Source organism: Streptomyces sp. NPDC037273 (assembly GCF_055603625.1).
In genome coordinates this window covers 122063-141298 of sequence record NZ_JBVJVO010000002.1, presented here as the reverse complement: position 1 = coordinate 141298, position 19236 = coordinate 122063, and the positions used below count along the sequence as shown (strand labels likewise).

At 71.1% G+C, this 19236-nt stretch carries 18 protein-coding genes and 1 riboswitch; of the genes, 5 read left to right on the top strand and 13 right to left on the bottom strand.

The genetic code is table 11. The annotated features are described in order from the left end of the window. Window positions 1-159 precede the first annotated feature (159 nt). From ACZ7G1_RS05860 to ribD, 8 genes are read right to left on the bottom strand one after another with little or no spacing between them, the layout of a single operon-like run. On the bottom strand, window positions 160-612 hold the full coding sequence (locus tag ACZ7G1_RS05860) for a PH domain-containing protein (protein WP_470879297.1): 453 nt from the start codon (window positions 610-612) through the stop codon (window positions 160-162). 41 nt (window positions 613-653) lie between these two features. After that, a complete protein-coding gene (gene hisG / locus ACZ7G1_RS05855) occupies window positions 654-1502 on the bottom strand; it encodes an ATP phosphoribosyltransferase (protein WP_024760817.1) in 849 nt (282 codons plus the stop codon). Between the two features lie 51 nt (window positions 1503-1553). Beyond that, a complete protein-coding gene (locus ACZ7G1_RS05850) occupies window positions 1554-1835 on the bottom strand; it encodes a phosphoribosyl-ATP diphosphatase (protein ID WP_470879295.1) in 282 nt (93 codons plus the stop codon). A gap of 35 nt (window positions 1836-1870) precedes the next feature. Then, window positions 1871-2356 carry a 6,7-dimethyl-8-ribityllumazine synthase gene (gene ribH, locus ACZ7G1_RS05845; protein ID WP_024760819.1) on the bottom strand — a complete coding sequence of 162 codons (486 nt, stop codon included), beginning with the start codon at window positions 2354-2356 and terminating at the stop codon, window positions 1871-1873. Between the two features lie 29 nt (window positions 2357-2385). After that, a complete protein-coding gene (locus ACZ7G1_RS05840; RefSeq protein WP_470879294.1) occupies window positions 2386-3660 on the bottom strand; it encodes a bifunctional 3,4-dihydroxy-2-butanone-4-phosphate synthase/GTP cyclohydrolase II in 1275 nt (424 codons plus the stop codon). Further along, window positions 3657-4295: a nicotinamide mononucleotide transporter family protein gene (locus ACZ7G1_RS05835; RefSeq protein ID WP_470879293.1), complete on the bottom strand. Its 639-nt coding sequence runs from the start codon at window positions 4293-4295 to the stop codon at window positions 3657-3659. The genes ACZ7G1_RS05840 and ACZ7G1_RS05835 overlap by 4 nt, the downstream gene beginning before the upstream one ends. Continuing rightward, window positions 4292-4900 (bottom strand): riboflavin synthase, encoded by a 609-nt coding sequence (locus ACZ7G1_RS05830; protein WP_470879292.1) that lies wholly within the window; start codon window positions 4898-4900, stop codon window positions 4292-4294. The genes ACZ7G1_RS05835 and ACZ7G1_RS05830 overlap by 4 nt, the downstream gene beginning before the upstream one ends. Window positions 4901-4902: 2 nt before the next feature. Next, window positions 4903-5976 (bottom strand): bifunctional diaminohydroxyphosphoribosylaminopyrimidine deaminase/5-amino-6-(5-phosphoribosylamino)uracil reductase RibD, encoded by a 1074-nt coding sequence (ribD, locus tag ACZ7G1_RS05825; RefSeq protein WP_470879291.1) that lies wholly within the window; start codon window positions 5974-5976, stop codon window positions 4903-4905. A gap of 176 nt (window positions 5977-6152) precedes the next feature. Further along, window positions 6153-6282, bottom strand: a riboswitch (FMN riboswitch). A gap of 242 nt (window positions 6283-6524) precedes the next feature. Between ribD and ACZ7G1_RS05820 the strand changes: the two genes are divergently transcribed. After that, window positions 6525-8894 (top strand): chitinase C-terminal domain-containing protein, encoded by a 2370-nt coding sequence (locus tag ACZ7G1_RS05820; protein ID WP_470879290.1) that lies wholly within the window; start codon window positions 6525-6527, stop codon window positions 8892-8894. 114 nt (window positions 8895-9008) lie between these two features. On the opposite strand, the gene ACZ7G1_RS05815 is transcribed toward ACZ7G1_RS05820, so the two are convergent. After that, complete coding sequence (locus tag ACZ7G1_RS05815) at window positions 9009-10136, bottom strand: ROK family transcriptional regulator (protein ID WP_470879289.1); 1128 nt, start codon at window positions 10134-10136, stop codon at window positions 9009-9011. A 143-nt stretch (window positions 10137-10279) separates the two neighbouring features. Here ACZ7G1_RS05815 and ACZ7G1_RS05810 point away from each other — a divergent pair, with 143 nt between their 5' ends. From ACZ7G1_RS05810 to ACZ7G1_RS05800, 3 genes are all read left to right on the top strand, one after another. Then, window positions 10280-11476 carry an MFS transporter gene (locus tag ACZ7G1_RS05810; RefSeq protein ID WP_470879287.1) on the top strand — a complete coding sequence of 399 codons (1197 nt, stop codon included), beginning with the start codon at window positions 10280-10282 and terminating at the stop codon, window positions 11474-11476. 124 nt (window positions 11477-11600) lie between these two features. Next, on the top strand, window positions 11601-12995 hold the full coding sequence (locus ACZ7G1_RS05805; RefSeq protein WP_470879285.1) for a uracil-xanthine permease family protein: 1395 nt from the start codon (window positions 11601-11603) through the stop codon (window positions 12993-12995). Between the two features lie 73 nt (window positions 12996-13068). Then, entirely contained in the window at window positions 13069-13785 is a 717-nt protein-coding gene (locus tag ACZ7G1_RS05800) for a DUF5995 family protein (RefSeq protein ID WP_470879283.1), read from the top strand. A gap of 22 nt (window positions 13786-13807) precedes the next feature. On the opposite strand, the gene ACZ7G1_RS05795 is transcribed toward ACZ7G1_RS05800, so the two are convergent. Continuing rightward, window positions 13808-15505: a flavin monoamine oxidase family protein gene (locus tag ACZ7G1_RS05795; RefSeq protein WP_470879281.1), complete on the bottom strand. Its 1698-nt coding sequence runs from the start codon at window positions 15503-15505 to the stop codon at window positions 13808-13810. 61 nt (window positions 15506-15566) lie between these two features. Continuing rightward, on the bottom strand, window positions 15567-16373 hold the full coding sequence (locus ACZ7G1_RS05790; protein WP_470879279.1) for a carbon-nitrogen hydrolase family protein: 807 nt from the start codon (window positions 16371-16373) through the stop codon (window positions 15567-15569). Window positions 16374-16649: 276 nt separating this feature from the next. On the opposite strand from ACZ7G1_RS05790, the gene ACZ7G1_RS05785 reads away from it, so the two are divergent. Beyond that, complete coding sequence (locus tag ACZ7G1_RS05785) at window positions 16650-17219, top strand: Repetin (RefSeq protein WP_470879277.1); 570 nt, start codon at window positions 16650-16652, stop codon at window positions 17217-17219. Window positions 17220-17223: 4 nt separating this feature from the next. Here the strand turns inward: ACZ7G1_RS05785 and ACZ7G1_RS05780 are convergent, their stop codons facing one another. Then, window positions 17224-17679: an Lrp/AsnC family transcriptional regulator gene (locus ACZ7G1_RS05780; RefSeq protein WP_015032260.1), complete on the bottom strand. Its 456-nt coding sequence runs from the start codon at window positions 17677-17679 to the stop codon at window positions 17224-17226. Between the two features lie 10 nt (window positions 17680-17689). Then, window positions 17690-19171 (bottom strand): amino acid permease, encoded by a 1482-nt coding sequence (locus tag ACZ7G1_RS05775; RefSeq protein WP_470879275.1) that lies wholly within the window; start codon window positions 19169-19171, stop codon window positions 17690-17692. Between the last annotated feature and the right edge of the window lie 65 nt (window positions 19172-19236).

Sequence of the window (19236 nt, the reverse complement as noted above, 5' to 3'; positions counted from 1 at the left end):
GGGTGGTCTCGCGGGCCGCGGCAGCGGCCCTGCACACGCGAGACGGTGGTGCCGCTCGGCACCACCGTCTCCAGAGTAGTCACGTGCATGCCCCGAAGGGCAGGGGGTCAGCCCCGGATGGGGGACGGATCGGGGTGGCCCCCGGTCGTTCCCCTGGTCTCAGCGGGTTTCCGCGACCGTGCCGTGGCTTTCGGCCAGGGCCCGCAGGGCCCGCGCGTCCCGGATCGCCGCTTCCCTGGCGATGCCGGGCTGGATGCCGAGCGCGGGCAGGCTGGTGCCGTCGCTGAGGTCGAGGAAGACCCAGGCGTCACCGGGGCGGAGGTTGACCTTGAGGATCTCCGCCCAGGCGAGCCGCCGGGTCCTGGTGATGTTGACGACCGTGACGCCGTCCTGGTCGGCGACGACCTTGGGGCGGCTCAGCAGGATGAGCACCCCGAAGAGGAGCGCGGCCGTGAAGACGAAGCTGACCCGCTCCCCCGGCCCCAGCCGCTCCAGGAGCAGCGCGACGGCGGTGATGACGGTGAACATCGCGGTGCCCACGGTCAGCAGGACCGCCCGGGTGCGGCCGGGCCGGAAGGTGACCGGCAGGGCGGGCATCGTTGACTGGGACATCGGGGGTTCCTCGGTGCCTGGTGCTCGTACGGGCCGGGCCGTCAGAGGCGGCAGGCGTGGATGGCGGTGGTGAGGATGGCGCGCGCGCCGATCTCGTACAGGTCGTCCATGATCCGCTGCGCCTCCTTGGCGGGGACCATCGCGCGGACGGCGACCCAGCCCTCGTTGTGCAGCGGGGAGACGGTCGGCGACTCGAGGCCCGGGGTGAGGGCAACGGCCTGTTCCAGGTGCTCGGCGCGGCAGTCGTAGTCCATCATCACGTACGAGCGGGCGACCAGGACGCCCTGGAGGCGGCGCAGGAACTGCTGGACCTGCGGGTGGTCGTCGGAGGCGCCGTGGCGGCGGACGACGACGGCCTCGGAGGTGAGGATCGGCTCGCCGATGACCTCGAGGCCGGCGTTGCGCAGGCTGGTGCCGGTCTCGACGACGTCCGCGATGACCTGGGCGACGCCCAGCTGGATCGCGGTCTCGACGGCGCCGTCGAGGTGGACGACGGAGGCGTCGATGCCCTGGTCGGCGAGGTGCTTGGCGACGATGCCCTCGTAGGAGGTGGCGATCGTCATGCCGCCGAAGTCCTCGGGGCCGTTCGCCGTGCCGGGGCGGGTGGCGTAGCGGAAGGTGGAGCGGCCGAAGTTCAGCGCGAGGATCTCCTCGGCGCTGGCGCCGGAGTCCAGGAGCAGGTCACGGCCGGTGATGCCGATGTCGAGCTTGCCGGACGCGACGTAGATCGCGATGTCCTTGGGCCGCAGGTAGAAGAACTCGACCTCGTTATCGGGGTCGATGACCACCAGTTCCTTGGACTCTTTGCGCTGGCGGTAGCCGGCCTCATGGAGCATGGCCGACGCAGGTCCGGAGAGGGAACCCTTGTTGGGGACGGCGATGCGCAGCATGAGGTCAGCTTCCTTTGCCTGGGAACTTCGGAACGGGTGGGACGGGTGTGCTCAGAGGTGGGCGTAGACGTCGTCGAGCGAGATCCCGCGGGCGACCATCATCACCTGGACGTGGTAGAGCAGCTGCGAGATCTCCTCGGCGGCCGCTTCCTTGCCCTCGTACTCGGCGGCCATCCAGACCTCGGCGGCCTCCTCGACGACCTTCTTGCCGATGGCATGGACGCCCTTGTCCACCAGTTCCGCGGTGCGGGAGGTGGCCGGGTCGCCGGTCTCTGCCTTGAGCTTGAGCTCGGAGAAGAGCTCTTCGAAAGTCTTGCGGGTTCCGTTCGCCATGATGGTCCTAAGAGTACGGGGTTGGGGTCGCGTACCTAGCGCCAGGGTTCGCTGACCGTGCGCAGCGTGGTGGCGGTGGCGACGGCGGCGGTGACCGCTTCGTGGCCCTTGTCCTCGGAGGATCCTTCGAGGCCGGCCCGGTCGAGGGCCTGCTCTTCGTTGTCGACGGTGAGGACACCGAACCCGACGGGTACGCCGGTGTCGATCGAGACCTGGGTGAGGCCGTGGGTGACGCCCTGGCACACGTACTCGAAGTGCGGCGTTCCGCCGCGGATCACGACGCCGAGCGCCACGATGGCATCGTAGCCGCGCCCGGCGAGCACCTTCGCCACGACCGGGAGCTCGAAGCTGCCGGGGACGCGCAGCAGCGTCGGTTCGTCGATGCCGAGCTCGCTCAGGGCGCGCAGGGCGCCGTCGACGAGGCCGTCCATGATCTTCTCGTGCCACTGCGCCGCGATGACCGCGACCCGGAGGTCGCCGCAGTTCTTCACGCTGAGGACGGGTGCGCCCTTGCCGCTCATGATTCTCCTAGCCGGTCGTACGTTCGTGGTTACTGGTTGCCGCAGGTGGAGGCCGGGGAGCCGTCCAGCCAGGGCAGGTCGTGGCCCATCCGGTCCCGCTTGGTGCGCAGGTAGCCGAGGTTGTGCTCGCCGGCCGTGACCGGCATGGGCTCGCGGCCCTCGACCGTGAGGCCGTGCCGGGTGAGGGCCTCGACCTTGTCGGGGTTGTTGGTCATCAGCCGCAGGCCGCGGACGCCGAGGTCGGCGAGGATCTGGGCGCCGGCCGCGTAGTCGCGGGCGTCGGCGGGCAGTCCGAGCTCCAGGTTGGCGTCGAGGGTGTCGCGCCCGCGCTCCTGGAGTTCGTACGCGCGGAGCTTGGAGAGCAGGCCGATGCCGCGGCCCTCGTGGCCCCGCAGGTAGACGACGACGCCGCGGCCCGCCTCGGTGATGCGGTCCATGGAGGTGTGCAGCTGGGGGCCGCAGTCGCAGCGCTGCGACTGGAAGATGTCGCCGGTCAGGCACTCGGAGTGGACCCGGACGAGGACGTCCTGGCCGTCGCCGATCTCGCCGTGGACGAGGGCGACGTGCTCGACGCCGTCGACGGTGGAGCGGTAGCCGTAGGCGGTGAAGTCGCCGTGCGCGGTGGGGAGGCGGACCTCGGCCTCGCGGCGGACGGTCGGCTCCGCGGAGCGCCGGTAGGCGATCAGGTCCTCGATGGAGATGATCGTGAGGCCGTGCTTGCGGGCGAAGGGGACGAGCTCGGGCAGCCGCAGCATGACGCCGTCCTCGCCGGCGATCTCGACGATCGCGCCGGCCGGGCGGAGGCCCGCGAGGCGGGCGAGGTCGACGGCGGCCTCGGTGTGGCCGTTGCGGACGAGGACGCCGCCGGGCTTGGCGCGGAGCGGGAAGATGTGGCCCGGGCGGACGAAGTCGGAGGGCTCGTGGCTGCCGGAGGCCAGCATCCGCAGGGTGGTGGCGCGGTCGGCGGCGGAGATGCCGGTGGTGACGCCGTGCGCGGGGCTCGCGTCGACGGAGACGGTGAAGGCGGTCCGCATCGACTCGGTGTTGTGCTCGACCATCTGCGGGAGCTGGAGGCGCTGGAGCTCCTCGTCCTCCATGGGGGCGCAGATCAGGCCGCGGCATTCGCTCATCATGAAGGCGACGATCTCGGGGGTCGCCTTCTCGGCGGCGATGACGAGGTCGCCCTCGTTCTCGCGGTCCTCGTCGTCGACGACGACGACGGGGCGGCCGGCGGCGATGTCGCGGATGGCCTGCTCGACGGGGTCGAGGGCGAGGTCGCCGTCCCAGAGGTCTTGGGTGCTCATGCGTGGGCTCCTTCCAGGACGGTGGTGGCGCGGGAGCGCAGCCACCAGTCGCGCATGCCCCACAGGACGAGGGCGCCGTAGATGACGTAGACGAAGCCGGAGAAGGCGTAGCCGTTGGCGAAGTTCAGCGGGACGCCGACGAGGTCGACGAGCAGCCAGGCGAACCAGAACTCGACCATGCCGCGGGACTGGGCGTACATGGCGACGACGGTGCCGACGAAGATGTACGCGTCGGGCCAGGGGTCCCAGGACAGCGTCGGGAAGGCGGTGAAGAGCAGCGCGACGGCGACGGTGCCGAGGGCGGCGGCGCCGACGAGGAGCCCGCGTTCGCGCCAGGTGGCGAAGCGGACGGCGATGGAGCCGTCCTGGGCGTTGCGGCGGCCGCGGTTCCACTGGGCCCAGCCCCAGGCGGCGACGAGCATGACGACGACCTGCTTGCCGGCGCTGCCGGCGAGGTGGCCGGCGGCGAAGGCGATGAAGAGGATGACGCCGGAGAGGAACTGGGCGGGCCAGGTCCAGATGGAGCGGCGCCAGCCGAGCGCGAGGGCTATGAGGCCGATCGTGTTGCCGATCATGTCGGACCAGAGGATGTGCTGGCCGAAGACGGTGAACGCCTCGGAGTTGAGCCAGTTCACTTCTCGTTCTCCTTGGCGTCGGTGCCGAGCAGCCGCTCGACGTACTTGGCGATGACGTCCACTTCGAGGTTGACCGGGTCGCCGGACTGCTTGATGCCGAGCGTGGTCAGGTCGAGGGTGGTGGGGATGAGGCTGATGGTGAACCAGTCGTCGGCGACCTCGACGACGGTGAGGCTGACGCCGTCGACCGTGATCGAGCCCTTCTCGACGACGTACCGGGAGAGGTGGGCGGGGAGGCCGACCTTGACGAGTTCCCAGTGCTCGGACGGGGTCCGCTCCAGGATCGTGCCGGTGCCGTCGACGTGGCCCTGGACGATGTGACCGCCGAGGCGGCCGCCGACGGCCATGGGGCGCTCCAGGTTGACCCGGGAGCCGATGGCGAGGGCGCCGAGGCTGGACCGCTTGAGGGTCTCGGCCATGACGTCGGCGGTGAACTCGCCGTCGCCGAACTCGACGACCGTGAGACAGACACCGTTGACGGCGATGGAGTCGCCGTGCTGGGCGCCTTCCGTGACCAGGGGGCCGCGGAGCCGGAAGCGGGAGGCGTCCTCCAGCTGCTCGACGGCGACGACCTCGCCCAGTTCTTCGACGATTCCGGTGAACACGGTCAGGCTCCCTTGAAGGTGGCGGTGATACGGAGGTCGGGGCCGATGCGGACGGTCTCGGTGATGTCGAGCCGCAACGCTTCGGTGATGGTGCCGATTCCCGCGTCGGCGAGCGCCTGCGGGCCGGCGCCGAGGAGGACGGGGGCGAGGTAGCCGACGACCTGGTCGACGGCGCCCGCGGCGACGAAGGCGCCCGCGAGGGTGGGGCCGCCTTCGAGGAGGACGGAGCGGACGCCGCGCTCGTACAGGGCGTCCAGGAGGGCGGGGACTTCGATGCCGCGCTCGGCCCTGGGGAGGCGTACGACCTCGGTGAGCGGGGTCTCGGCGTCCTCGGCGATGGCGATCAGGGTGGGGGCGGCGTCGTCGAGGACCCGGGCGCCGGGCTTCACTGCGGTCGCCTCGGTGTCGACGACGACCCTCAGCGGCTGTACGGCTCCGTCGATGCCGCGTACGGCCAGATGGGGGTCGTCGGCGCGGGCGGTGCCGGAGCCGGCGACGACGGCGTCGGCCTCGGCGCGCAGCCGGTGGACGTCGGCGCGGGACTCGGCGGAGGTGATCCAGCGGGAGGTGCCGTCGGCGGCGGCGATGCGGCCGTCGAGGGTGGCGGCGTACTTCCAGCGGACGAAGGGGCGGCCGCGGCGTACGGAGGTGAGCCAGGCGATGTTGCCGGCTTCGGCCTCGTCTTCGAGGAGGCCCTGGCCGACCTCGACGCCGGCGGCGCGGAGGGTGTCGGCACCGCCGGTGGCCTGCGGGTTCGGGTCGCCGACCGCGTACACGACCCGGCTGATCCCGGCCTCGATGAGGGCCTGGGCGCAGGGGCCGGTGCGGCCGGTGTGGTTGCAGGGTTCGAGGGTGACGTAGGCGGTGCCGCCGCGGGCGAGGACGCCGGCCTCGCGCAGGGCGTGGACCTCGGCGTGCGGGCCGCCGGCGCGCTGGTGCCAGCCTTCGCCGACCTGGTGGCCGGAGGCGTCGGTGATGACGCAGCCGACGACGGGGTTGGGGCTGGTCGCGCCGAGACCGCGTGCGGCGAGCTCGACGGCGCGTCGCATGGCGGTGGTGTCGGCCTGCTGGGCCACCGGGTCCTCCTGCCTCTTCGGGCACGGACTCCGGGGCTGTCGATGACGACAGAGAGCGGGTGGGACGCCTCGCGCAGGGTGCGCCGGAAGGCCGCGTCCGCACGGGTACGCCGGATCTCTCGCGAGACGGCGACCAGCGGACGTACGGCCGGCGCACCCCTGAGAGGGGTCACCCGCCGCGCACTGCCTCCCATCCGGACTTTCACCGTCGGTCCAGGAATCTCACCTGGTCAACCGGCCGCTGGCTGCGGACGGGTCGCGGACTATACCGCCGGTTCGGAATTACACCGACCCCGGAGTGCGCTGCTGCTGATACAGGGCCAGTGTGCCACGGACGCCGCGAGGCGATGTGGTCGAGTCCCTGTGGGCTGGCTCACAGACTGGCAGAGAAGTCTTCGATGGTCCAGACCTATTGACGCACTGGTCTAGTCCTCTTAATCTCCGAGTCACCTCAGAGGTAACGGTCCGCCGGCGTGCGCACTCCACGGGCCCAACACGACCCACCCCCTTGTTCGTTGTGTTCTCCACCTCCCCAGGAGGAACCGATCGTGTTGTCCCCCACCACGAAGAGAGCCTCGCTGCTCGCTTCCGGAGCGGCCGTCGCCGGACTGCTGCTCAGCTCGCTCGCGGGCGGCGTCTCGTACGCGGCCGACAACGAGTCCTGTCGCCCCGACGGGCTCTACAAGACGCCGGGCGTCGACGTCCCCTACTGCTCGGTCTACGACACCGAGGGCCGCGAGAAGATGGGCGCCGACCACCAGCGTCGCGTCATCGGCTACTTCACCGGCTGGCGGACCGGCAAGAACGGCCAGCCCGCCTACCTGGCCAAGGACATCCCGTGGGAGAAGGTCACCCACATCAACTACGCCTTCGGCCACATCGGCGGCGACAACAAACTGTCCGTCGGCACCGACGGCCCGGACAACGCCGCCACCGGGATGACCTGGCCCGGTGTCGCGGGCGCCGAGATGGACCCGGCGTACTCGTACAAGGGCCACTTCAACCTGCTCAACAAGTTCAAGAAGCAGCACCCGAGCGTCAAGACGCTGATCTCGGTCGGCGGCTGGGCGGAGACCGGCGGTTACTTCGCGGACAACGGCGACCGGGTCAACTCCGGTGGCTTCTACTCGATGGCCACCAACGCCGACGGTTCGGTCAACCAGGCCGGGATCGACACCTTCGCCACCTCGGCCGTCGACTTCATCCGGAAGTACGGGTTCAACGGCGTCGACATCGACTACGAGTACCCGACGACCATGAAGGACGCCGGAAACCCGCTCGACTGGCAGCTCTCCAACGCCCGCCGCGCCGGACTCGTCCAGGGCTACGCGGCCCTCATGAAGTCCCTGCGCGAGAAGCTGGACACGGCCGGCGCCACCGACGGCAAGCACTACATGCTGACCGTCGCCGCCCCCTCCTCCGGCTACCTGCTGCGCGGCATGGAGACGTTCCAGATGCAGAAGTACCTGGACTACGTCAACATCATGTCCTACGACCTGCACGGCGCCTGGAACGAGTACGTCGGCCCCAACGCCTCGCTCTTCGACGACGGCAAGGACGGCGAGCTCGCCGCCGCCAACGTCTACGGCTCCTCGCAGTACGGCAACATCGGTTACCTCAACACCGACTGGGCGTACCACTACTTCCGCGGCTCCATGCCGGCCGGCCGCATCAACATCGGCCTGCCGTACTACACCCGCGGCCACAAGAACGTGCAGGGCGGCACCGACGGCCTGTGGGGCAAGGCCACCGCGACCACCTGCCCGGCCGGCGCGGGCCTGACCAAGTGCGGTGACGGCGCCAGCGGCATCGACAACCTCTGGCACGACAAGGACACCAACGGCGTCGAGTCGCCCGCGGGCTCCAACCCGATGTGGCACGCCAAGAACCTCGAGAAGGGGATCGTCGGCGACTACGTCACCCAGTACGGCTTCCCGGCGAACACCACCCTGACCGGCACCTACGCCCGCAAGTACGACTCGACCCTGGTCGCGCCGTGGCTGTGGAACGCGCAGAAGAAGGTCTTCCTCTCCACCGAGGACGAGCAGTCCGTGGCCGCGAAGGCCGACTACGTGGTCGACCGCGGCATCGGCGGCACCATGGTCTGGGAGATGGCCGGCGACTACGCCTGGAACGCCGCCAAGGGCCAGTACGAGATGGGCTCCACGCTCACCTCGCTGATGTACGACAAGTTCAAGGCGGCCACCCCGTACGGCGCGAAGAAGTCCAACAAGGCGCTGCCGACCCAGGCCGTGAAGATCGACACCCAGTTCACCGAGTTCAAGCTGGGCGACTCGAACTACCCGATCACGCCGAAGATCAAGATCACCAACAACACCGCGGCGACCCTGCCCGGCGGCACCGAGTTCCAGTTCGACTACGGCACCTCCGCCCCGTCGAACGCCTCCGACCAGTCCGGCTTCGGCACCAAGGTGATCAGCAGCGACCACACGGGCTCGAACGTGGGCGGCCTGAAGGGCGACTTCCACCGCGTCTCCCTGAAGCTCCCGGCCTGGCAGTCGCTGGCCCCGGGCGCGACGGTCGACCTGGCGTTCAACTACTACCTGCCGGTGTCCACCCCCTCCAACTGGACGGTGAACATCAACGGCACGACGTACGCCCTCGCCGGTGACCTGGCGCGCGGCACGACGGTCGTGGAGCCCGGCTCCACCACGCCGCCGACGACCCCGCCCACCACCCCGCCGACGACTCCCCCGACGACGCCTCCGACCACCCCGCCGACGACGCCGCCCACCACGGGCTGCACCACCCCGGCATACGTGGCCGGCACCATCTACAACGCCGGCAACGAGGTCTCCCACAAGGGCCACAAGTGGAAGGCCCAGTGGTGGACCCAGAACGAGGAGCCGGGCACGACCGGCCAGTGGGGCGTCTGGAAGGACCTCGGCACCTGCTGACCCCCACCTCCTGAGATCCCCGGCGGCGGACGCTCACGGCCCTTGCCCGCCGCCGGCCCCCTCCGCGCCGCGCCCCCCTGTCCGGGGCGCGGCGCGGACGCGTTCCCCGGACCTTTACGGGAACAGCTGGTCCTGGGCCGCGTCGCGGGCCTGGAGGAGGGCGCCGCGCAGGACGGCGGAGTCGCCGAGGGTGGTGGCGCGGACCTCCGTGCGGAGGGGGGAGAGGGCCGCGAGGGCGGACTCGACGCGGTCGGCGAGGGCGGGGCCGCCGTGGTGCCCGGTCTCACCGGCGAGGACCAGGCAGCCGGGGTCCAGGACGGAGACGACGGCGGCGGCGCCGATCGCGAGGCGCTGGGCGAGGGCGTCGAGGAAGGGGCCGTGGCCGGAGGTGAGGGCGGTGGCCGGGTCGAGGCCGTGGGCGGCGGCGAGGGAGGCGATGGCCGCGGCGGAGGCGAGCTCGTGGAAGCCGCCGTCGCAGCCGGTGGCCGAGGGAAGGCCCGAGGTGCCGGGGACCGGCAGGAAGCCGATCTCTCCGGCGCCGCCCGAGGCGCCCCGGCGGAGGCGGCCGCCGAGGACGAGGGCGGCGCCGACGCCCTGGCCGAGCCAGAGGAGGACGAAGTCCTCGCGGTCGCGGGCGGCGCCTTCGCGGAGTTCGGCGACGGCCGCGAGGTTGGTCTCGTTCTCGACCAGGACGTGGGCGGGGAGCCGTTCCTGGAGGACGGCGACGAGACGGCGGTGCCAGGCGGGCAGGCCCGAGGAGTCGCGGAGTTCGCCGGTGGCGGGGTCGATGAGGCCGGGAGCGCCGACGGCGACGCTGTGCAGCCGGTCGGCTCCGGCGGCGCCGGCGGTCCGCTCCAGGAGGGCGACGGCCTTGTCGACGGCGGGTCCCGTGCCGCCGGCGTCGTCGCCGACCGGGACGGAGGCCTCGGCAAGGGTGGTGCCGACGAGGTCGGCGACGGTGACGGAGACCGAGCTCATCCGCACGTCGAGGGCGGCGAGGTGGGCGCGGTCGGCGACGATCCCGTACAGCTTGGCGTTGGGGCCCCGGCGCTCGGCCCCGGACTCGCCGACGACGTGGACGAGGCCGGAGTCCTGGAGCCGCTCGACGAGGTCGGCGACGGTCGGCCGGGAGAGGCCGGTGAGCGTCTTCAGCTGAGTGGCCGTCAACGGACCTTCGTCCTGGAGCAGTCGCAGGGCGGACCGGTCGTTGATGGCCCGTGCGGTGCTCGGGGATGCGGCCATGCGGCGATCCTCTCAGACTCGTGTACGGGCTCCGCGCCGGAACCCCGCCCGGACCGTCGCGGCCCGGGCTCTCTCCCGCCCACTATTTATCAGGCAGGGTTCCTGATAGTTTACGCGACACACGACGACACGGGGAGGGACCCATGGCGGCAGAGACCGTCACCAGCACCGAACGCCTGCGGCGGGCGCGCTTCGCCGTCGCCGCCGTCTTCTGCGTCCACGGCTCCGTCACCGGCAGCTTCGCCACCCGGATCCCCTGGATCCAGGAGCACGCCGGGGTGAGCGCCGGCCAGCTCGGGCTCGCGCTGGCCTTCCCGGCGCTCGGCGCCTCCCTCGCGATGCCGCTCGCGGGCGCCGTCTCCCACCGCTTCGGCGCCCGGCGGGCACTGCGGGGCCTGCTCAGCCTCTGGACCCTGGCGCTCATCCTGCCCTCGCTCGCCCCGAACATCTGGGGGCTGTGCGGCGTGCTCTTCGTCTACGGGGCGACGGCCGGCATGTCCGACGTGGCGATGAACGCGCTCGGCGTCGAGACCGAGAACCGGCTCGGCAAGTCCATCATGTCGAGCCTGCACGGCATGTGGAGCGTCGGCGCCCTGCTGGGCTCCGCCGCCGGCACCGTCGCCGCCCACCTCGGCGGCGACGCCCGCCTCCACCACCTGATCGCCGCCCTGGTCCTCACCGCGCTCGGCCTGGTCTTCTGCCAGGGCGTCCTGGACGTGCACAGCACCCCGGACGAGGAGCCGCCGCCGCGCTTCTCGCTGCCGCCGAAGTCCGCGCTGATCATCGGCGCCATCGGCTTCTGCGGAGTCTTCGCGGAGGGCGCCAGCCTGGACTGGTCGGCGGTCTACCTGCGCGACGAGCTGGGCAGCTCGGCCGGGCTCGCGGCCGCCTCCACCACCGCCTTCGCCCTGACGATGGCCGTGGCGCGGCTGGCCGGCGACCGGGTCGTGGACCGCTTCGGCGCGGTCCGTACCGTACGGGTCGGGGGCGCGGTCGCCACCCTCGGCGGCGTCATGGTGGTCCTGGCCCCGCACGCCGCCGTCGCGATGGCCGGATTCGGTCTCATCGGACTCGGGATCGCGGTCGTCGTCCCGCTCGCCTTCGCCGCGGCCGGGCGCAGCGGTCCGAACCCCAGCCAGGCCATCGCGGGCGTCGCCACCATCACGTACACCTCGGGGCTCATCGCCCCCTCCGCGATCGGCGGCATCGCCGACGCGACCTCCCTGGTCTTCTCCTTCGGCCTGGTCACCCTGCTCGCCTTCGGCCTCGTGCTCGGCGCGGGCGTCCTGCGGACCGGCACCCGCGAGAAGGCGCCCGCGGCGCCCGCCCCCGTCGGCTAGGGGGTCCCGTACGACCGCGTCCCGGCGGCGGTCGAACGGCTCCGGCCTGCGGCGGCGCATAGCATGTGGCTGATCTTTTGCGGTCGTGACACGGCCGCCGGAACCGGAGAACGGGAGCGACCTCATGAACCTCGGCGTGCGCTGGACCTTGCACGGCGACGGGAGAACACCCGCTCCCGGAGCCGTCGTCCGGCCGGACGAAAGGCTCTCCTGGCCCCGTACGGTCGGACTCGGCGCCCAGCACGTCGTGGCCATGTTCGGGGCGTCCTTCGTCGCCCCGGTCCTCATGGGTCTGGACCCGAACCTGGCGATCATGATGTCCGGTGTCGCCACCGCGATCTTCCTCCTGGCGACCCGCGGCACGGTCCCGTCCTACCTGGGCTGCTCGCTCTCCTTCGTCGGCGTCGCCGCCGCGATCCGGGCCTCCGGCGGCACCAGCGCCACCGTGACCGGGGCGGTCCTGGTCGTCGGCGCGGTGCTGTTCCTGGCGGGTCTCGCGGTACGGAAGTTCGGCGCGCGGATCATCCACGCGGCGATGCCGCCGATCGTGACCGGCGCCGTCGTGATGCTGATCGGCTTCAACCTGGCGCCGGTGACGGCCGCCACGTACTGGCCGCAGGACCAGTGGACGGCTCTCCTCGTGATGCTGTTCACCGGTCTGGCCGTGGTCTGTCTGCGCGGCTTCTGGTCGCGGATCGCGATCTTCCTCGGCCTGGTCTTCGGCTACGGCCTCTCGTGGATCCTCGACCTGGTCTTCGGCAAGATCCACTCGATGTCGCCGAGCGGCCAGGTCACCGACCACTGGCGGCTCGACCTCTCCGGTGTCGGCAAGGCCGACTGGATCGGTCTGCCGTCCTTCCACGGACCGAGCTTCGAGTGGTCCGCCATCCTGGTCGCCCTGCCGGTGGTCATCGCCCTGATCGCCGAGAACGCCGGACACGTCAAGGCCGTCGGCGAGATGACCGGCGACAACCTGGACGACAAGCTGGGCACCGCGATCGCCGCCGACGGCGCCGCCTCGATGCTGTCCACCGCCGTGGGCGGCCCGCCGAACACCACGTACTCCGAGAACATCGGCGTCATGGCCGCCACCCGGGTCTACTCGACCGCCGCCTACTGGGCCGCGGCCGGCTTCGCGCTGCTCTTCGGCCTCTGCCCGAAGTTCGGCGCGGTGGTCGCCGCGATCCCCGGCGGCGTCCTCGGCGGCATCACCGTGATCCTCTACGGCATGATCGGCCTGCTCGGCGCCCAGATCTGGATCAACGCCAAGGTCGACCTGCGCAACCCGCTCAACCTGGTCCCGGCCGCCGCCGGCATCATCATCGGCGTCGGCGGCGTGAAGCTGACCTTCACCGACACCTTCGAGCTGGGCGGCATCGCGCTCGGCACGATCGTCGTCATCACCGGCTACCACGTGCTGCGGGCCTTCGCCCCCGCCCACCTCAAGGAGCAGGAGCCGCTGCTCGACTCCGGCACCAGCTCGTACGAGAAGAGCGCGGACGGCGCGTCGAAGAACTGAGTGATTCGCCCGTTCTGGGTAAGCCGGGCCCGGGAGGTTCCCTCCCGGGCCCGCTGCCTGGGAGCCTGCCCCCATGGCGCAGACCCAGCAGATCGGACAGCGGACCGAGCGGATCGGGCCCTTCCTCGCGGTCGACCCCGTGGTGGACCGGATGCGGTCCCTCCGCTCGGCCTGGCATCCGGCCGACGGCGTCGCCGTCTTCAACCGGGTCTATCTGACCGTCACCGAGGAGATCGGCCACGCCATCGAGGCCGGCACCTTCGCCGACCGGCGGGCCGCCGCCACCCTCGACGTACGGTTCGCGGAGCGGTACCTCGCGGCGGTCGACGCGGTCGCCACCGGCTGTCCCGCCCCCGCCTGCTGGCGGCCCCTCTTCCACTACCGGCGGCATCCCGGCGTACGGCCGCTGCAGTTCGCGCTGGCCGGGATCAACGCGCACATCGGGCACGACCTGGCACTCGCCGTCGTCGACGCCTGCCGCATCCTGGAGTGCGCGCCCGCCGACCTGGAGGACGAGTTCGACCGGGTCGGCGACATCCTGGTCCTCCTGGAGGAGCGCATCAGGGAGGAACTGATGCCGGGCCCGGACCTCCTGGAGATCGCGGACCCGCTGACGCATCTGCTCGGCTGCTGGAGCCTGGACCGGGCCCGGGACGGGGCCTGGCTCGCCGCCCGCTCGCTGTGGCAGCTGCGCGGGCTGCCGGAGCTCGCGGCCGAGTTCACGGAGCGGCTCGACCGGTCGGTGGGCCTGGTGGGGCGGATGCTGCTCACGCCGCTCACCAGGCCCTGAACCGTACGGCTCCGGACCGGGATCAGTCCTCCGGCAGTTCGACCGGGGCGATCTCGTCGTACACGTCGCCCGGACCGGGGTTGGTGCCGTCGGTGGCGCCGCCGAAGTGGTGCATCACGCCCCAGACCGCGTTGAGCGCCGTCTGCACCGCGCCCTCGGCCCAGCCGGCCGTCCAGGAGATGTCGTCACCGGCGAGGAAGATGCCCCGCTTGTCCTCGGGCAGCCGGTCCTGCATGAAGTGCGTGAACAGACGGCGCTGGTAGCGGTAGTGGCCCGGCAGGTTGGCCTTGAAGGCGCCCATGAAGTAGGGCTCGTTCTCCCAGGAGACCGTCACCGGGTTGCCGATGATGTGCTTCCGGATGTCGACCTTCGGGTAGATCTCGCCGAGCGACTTCAGCATGACCTCCATCCGCTCGTTCGCGGAGAGCGGCAGCCACTTCAGGCTGTCGTCGCACCACGTGTACGAGAGGCAGATGGTGGCCGGCTTGTTCGGGCCGTCGTCGAGCAGGTAGGTGCCGCGGGTCATCCGGTCGGTCAGCGTCATCGACATGACGTCCCGGCCGGTCTCCTCGTCCTTGTCCAGCCAGAACGGCCGGTCGACGGGGACGAAGAGCTTCGAGGACTCCATGTAGTGGGTGCGCTCGATCGCCGTCCAGTGGTCGATCGGGAACAGCGCGTCGTCGCAGGCGATCTTGGAGAGCAGCATCCAGGACTGGGCGGTGAAGATCGCCGCCTGGTAGGTGCGGATGTCGCCGGAGGCGTCGGTGACGGTGATGCGGTTGCCGGCGGTCCGGTTCAGCCGGGTGACGGCCGGCTTCGGGGTGCCCTCGTGCAGGGAGCTGAGCGAGGTGCCCTGCGCCCAGTGGACGATCTTCTCCGGCTCGCGCTCCCACAGGCGCAGCGGCAGCTGCTGCGAGCCGCCGACGATGCCGCGGTGGTGGTCGTCGGCCTCGGTGTAGACGACGCGGAGGATCTCCAGGATGGAGTTCGGGAAGTCGGTGTCCCAGCCGCCGGTGCCGAAGCCGACCTGGCCGAAGATCTCGCGGTGCCGGAAGGACTTGAAGGACTCGGACTCGCAGAGGTAGCCGTAGAAGGTCTGGTTGTCGAGCTTCTCGACGAGCTTGGCCCAGATCTCGCGGATGCGCGGGACGTCGCGCTCGCGCATGGCCTGGTTCATGTCGGAGAAGTCGGCGCCCTCCTCCAGGCAGGCGTTCCACGCGTTCATCACGTCGCGGTAGACCTGCGGCAGGTCGTCGACGGTGGTGGCGTAGTGCGACTCGCCCTTGAGGTCGACGACGGTCGACGGGGTCGACTCGGCGAGCGGGTTCGGGAAGGGCGTGGTCTCCAGGCCGACCAGGTCGATGTAGTACTGGAGCGCGGTCGAGGAGGGCGGGAAGCGCATGGCGCCCATCTCGGCGGTCAGGCCCTCGGTGCCGGTGCCCTCGAAGCCCACCGTGCGCAGGCGTCCGCCGATCTGGTCGGCCTCGTAGACGACGGGCTTGAGGCCCATCTTCATCAGCTCGTACGCGGCGATGATGCCGGAGAGCCCGCCGCCGATGACGGCGACCTCGGTGCCGTGCGCGGTGGCCGGTATCTGGCCGAGCCCGGCCGGGTGGGCCAGGAAATCGTCGTAGGCGTACGGGAAGTCCGGACCGAACATGGTGATCGGCGGCTGGCCGTCGCTGTGGGGGACGGCGGTCGTGGGCACCGTGGACGTCATGGGGTACGGACTCCTTGCACGGAAAAAGGTGAGGCGGGTCGGGAAGGCTGGGGGGGGCGGCTCAGACGAGCGGGCCGTAGAGGCCGGGGCGCCGGTCGCGGAGGTAGGGGTTCTCCGCGCGGGAGGCCGCCAGGAGCTCGGGGTCGGCGTCGCCGATGACCAGCTCCTCGGCGCGCCCGGCGCGGGCGCGGGCGGTGCCGTCGGGGCCGGCGAGCGCGGAGAGGCCGACGAACTCGAAGTCTCCCTCGGAGCCCGCGCGGTTGGCGTACGCGATGTACAGCTGGTTCTCGAAGGCGCGCACCGGCACCACGGAGAGCGGCACGACCTCGGCGGGGTGCATCAGCGCGGTCGGCACGAGGAGGAGGTCCGTGCCGGCCAGCGCGTGCGCCCGTACGTTCTCCGGGAACTCGACGTCGTAGCAGATCATCAGGCCGACGGTGAGTCCGCCGAGCTCGGTCTGGACGACGGCCTCGTCACCGGGGGTGAACCAGGTCGCCTCGAAGCCCCCGAAGAGGTGGGTCTTGCGGTAGTTCAGGAGCGGGACCCCGTCGGCGCCGACGAGCCGCGCCGAGTTGTAGAGGACCCCGTGCCGCTCGGTGTCGCGCTCCGGGTAGCCGTAGCCGACGGCGAGCCCGTGGCGGACGGCGATGGCGGCGACGGCGCGGGCGGAGGGCCCGTCGGCCGGCTCGGCCAGGCGCGCCAGATCGGCTCCGATGGCGTAGCCGGTGAGGAAGAGCTCGGGGGCGAGCAGCAGGCCCGCTCCGGCGGCGGCGGCGCGCGCCGCGGCCTCGTCGAGGATCTTGAGATTGGCGGCCACGTCACCGAGCTCACCGGAGCTCTGGAGCAGGGCGGTGCGCAGCGCGGGCATGGGCGATCCTCGGGGGGTCTGAGTACAAGGGGAAGACGTCAAAAACGGTACGGTTTCGCGCTCCGTCGGGACAAGGCGGGAGCGTTGCGGACCGACCGTCGAACCGTTGCGCGATGGGCGAGCATCGCGGCGATTCGTTGCGTACGGCTCCGCCCGGGGTCGTACGGCTCCCCCGCCGCGCGGCGGAGGCGAGGACCGTCCCACGGCCCGACGCCCGGCGGCGGGCGAGCAGGAAGAGTGGTGGTCGTCCGGTTGACCTGCCGAAAGGACCGCATCATGAACCGCCGTACGAAGATCGTCGCCGTCGCCTTCGCCGTACTGCTCACCGTCGGGGCCGGCGGCGTCGCCGCCGCGTCGGCCGACGAGGCCGCCGCCCCGGCGGCCTCGTCGGCGGCGGTCTCGGAGGCCGCCGCCCTGACCGGCACCGCCAAGCTCTACCGGCCGGCCGGGGACGACATCACCTTCTCCTTCGACGCACACCTGGCCGAGCGGGACCGGCAGGATCCGATGAAGGCCACCGGCACCTTCCGCTTCAGCCACTACAAGGGCGACTGGGGCGGCTACGCCAAGGTCGAGGTGGACTGCCTCACCACCGGCGGCAAGGTCGCCGTCGTCTCCGGTGTCGTCGTCGAGACCGACGTGAAGGAGTTCAGGAAGGCGCGGGTCGGGGTGACGGTCCACGACGTGGAGGGCGGCCCCGACCGGCTCGGCTACACCTGGATGACGGCCGACCCGAAGAAGGACAAGGTGCAGCCGTGCCTCAGCGGCGCCCCCTTCGAGAAGGTGAAGGAGGGCACCGGGGACTTCCGGGTCACCCCGTGGGAGTTCGTCTACCCGACGGAGTAGACCCTCAGGCGGGCGAGCCGGAGGAGAAGCGCCGCAGCAGCGGCGAGAGGACCAGGACGGACTTGGTGCGCTCCACGAACGGCTCGCCCGCGATGCGCTCCAGGACCCGCTCGAAGTGCCGCATGTCCGAGGCGAAGACCTGGACGACGGCGTCCGCGTCACCGGTGACGGTCGACGCGGACACCACCTCGGGGTACCGCTCCAGACCTCGCCGGATGTCGTCCGGCGAGGTGTTGTGGCGGCAGTAGATCTCGACGAACCCCTCCGTCTCCCAGCCGAGCGCCGCCGGGTCCACCCGTACGGTGAAGCCGGTGATGGCACCCTCGGCCCGGAGCCGGTCCACGCGCCGTTTCACGGCGGGGGCGGAGAGTCCGACGAGCGAGCCGATGTCGGCGTAGCTGCGGCGGGCGTCTTCCGCGAGGGCGTGGACGATGCGTTCGTCGAGGTCGTTGAGTCGCACTACGGGTGGATCACTTCTCTGCTGATGCTGCTGACGCTGCGGTGGCCAGTCGGGAGCGGCGCATGCCGTACAGGAAGTAGAACACGAGCCCGGCGGCCATCCAGCAACCGAAGACCACCCAGGTGACGGCGTCGAGGCTGAACATGTTGTACGCGCAGAAGAGGAAGCCGAGGACGGGGAAGACCGGTCCGAGCGCGACCTTGAAGCTGCGGGGCATGTCGGGACGGCTGTAGCGCAGCACGATGACCGCGATGTTGACCAGGCCGAAGGCGAACAGGGTGCCGATGCTGGTGGCGTCGACGAGCTTGCCCAGCGGGATGACCGAGGCGAGGGCGCCGCAGAACAGGGAGACGAGCACCGTGTTGACGCGCGGGGTGCCGGTCTTGGCGCTGACCTTGCCGAAGGCCTTCGGCACCAGGCCGTCGCGGGACATCGCGAAGAGGACGCGGGTCTGGCCGTAGAGCACGGTGAGGACGACGCTGGCGATGGAGATGACGGCGCCGGCGGCGAGCAGGGTGCCCCAGAAGGTCTTGCCGGTGACGTCGTTCATGATCGCCGCGAGGGTGGCCTCGGAGCCGTCGAAGGCCTTCCAGTGCCAGGCACCGACGGCGACGGCCGCGACGAGGACGTAGAGCACGGTGACGATCAGCAGCGAGAGCATGATCGCCCGCGGCAGGTCGCGCTTGGGGTTCTTGGCCTCCTCGCCGGCCGTGGAGGCGGCGTCGAAGCCGATGTACGAGAAGAACAGGCTGGCACTCGCGGCGCCGACGCCCGCCACGCCGAGCGGCATGAAGTCCTCGTAGTTGCCGGACTTGAAGCCCATGAAGCCGATGGCGCAGAAGAGGGCGAGCGCGGCGATCTTCACGATGACCATGACCGTGTTGACCACGGCGGACTCACGGGCGCCACCGAGCAGGAAGACCATCGCGAGCAGGACGACGATCAGGCCGGGCAGGTTGATGATGCCGCCCTCGCCCGGGGCGGAGGAGAGCGCGTCGGGGATGGTGACGCCGATGGTGCCGTCGAGCAGCTCGTTGAGGTATTCGCCCCAGCCGACCGCCACGGCGGCGACGGAGACGCCGTACTCCAGGACCAGACACCAGCCGCAGACCCAGGCGACGAGTTCGCCCATCGTTGCGTACGCGTACGAGTACGAGGAGCCGGCCACCGGTATGGTGCCGGCCAGCTCGGCGTACGAGAGCGCGGAGAAGAGCGCCGTGAGACCGGCGATGACGAAGGCGATCGTCACGGCGGGGCCGGCCTTGGGCACCGCGTCGCCGAGGACGACGAAGATGCCGGTGCCGAGCGTCGCACCGATGCTGATCATGGTCAGCTGCCACATGGACAGCGAGCGGCGGAGGCTGCCGCCCTCACCCTGTCCACCCTCCGCGACCAGCGCTTCGACCGGCTTGCGCCGGAGAAGTGCGCCGAGAGCGGAGGTCTTCTGGGTGGTCGGGTCGACGACCGGTGGGGCTGCGCCTTGATCCAGCACTGCGGAGGCTCCTTATCGCTGCCTGTGGGTACGGAGGCGACCGCGGCGGTACGGGGGCATGCCGG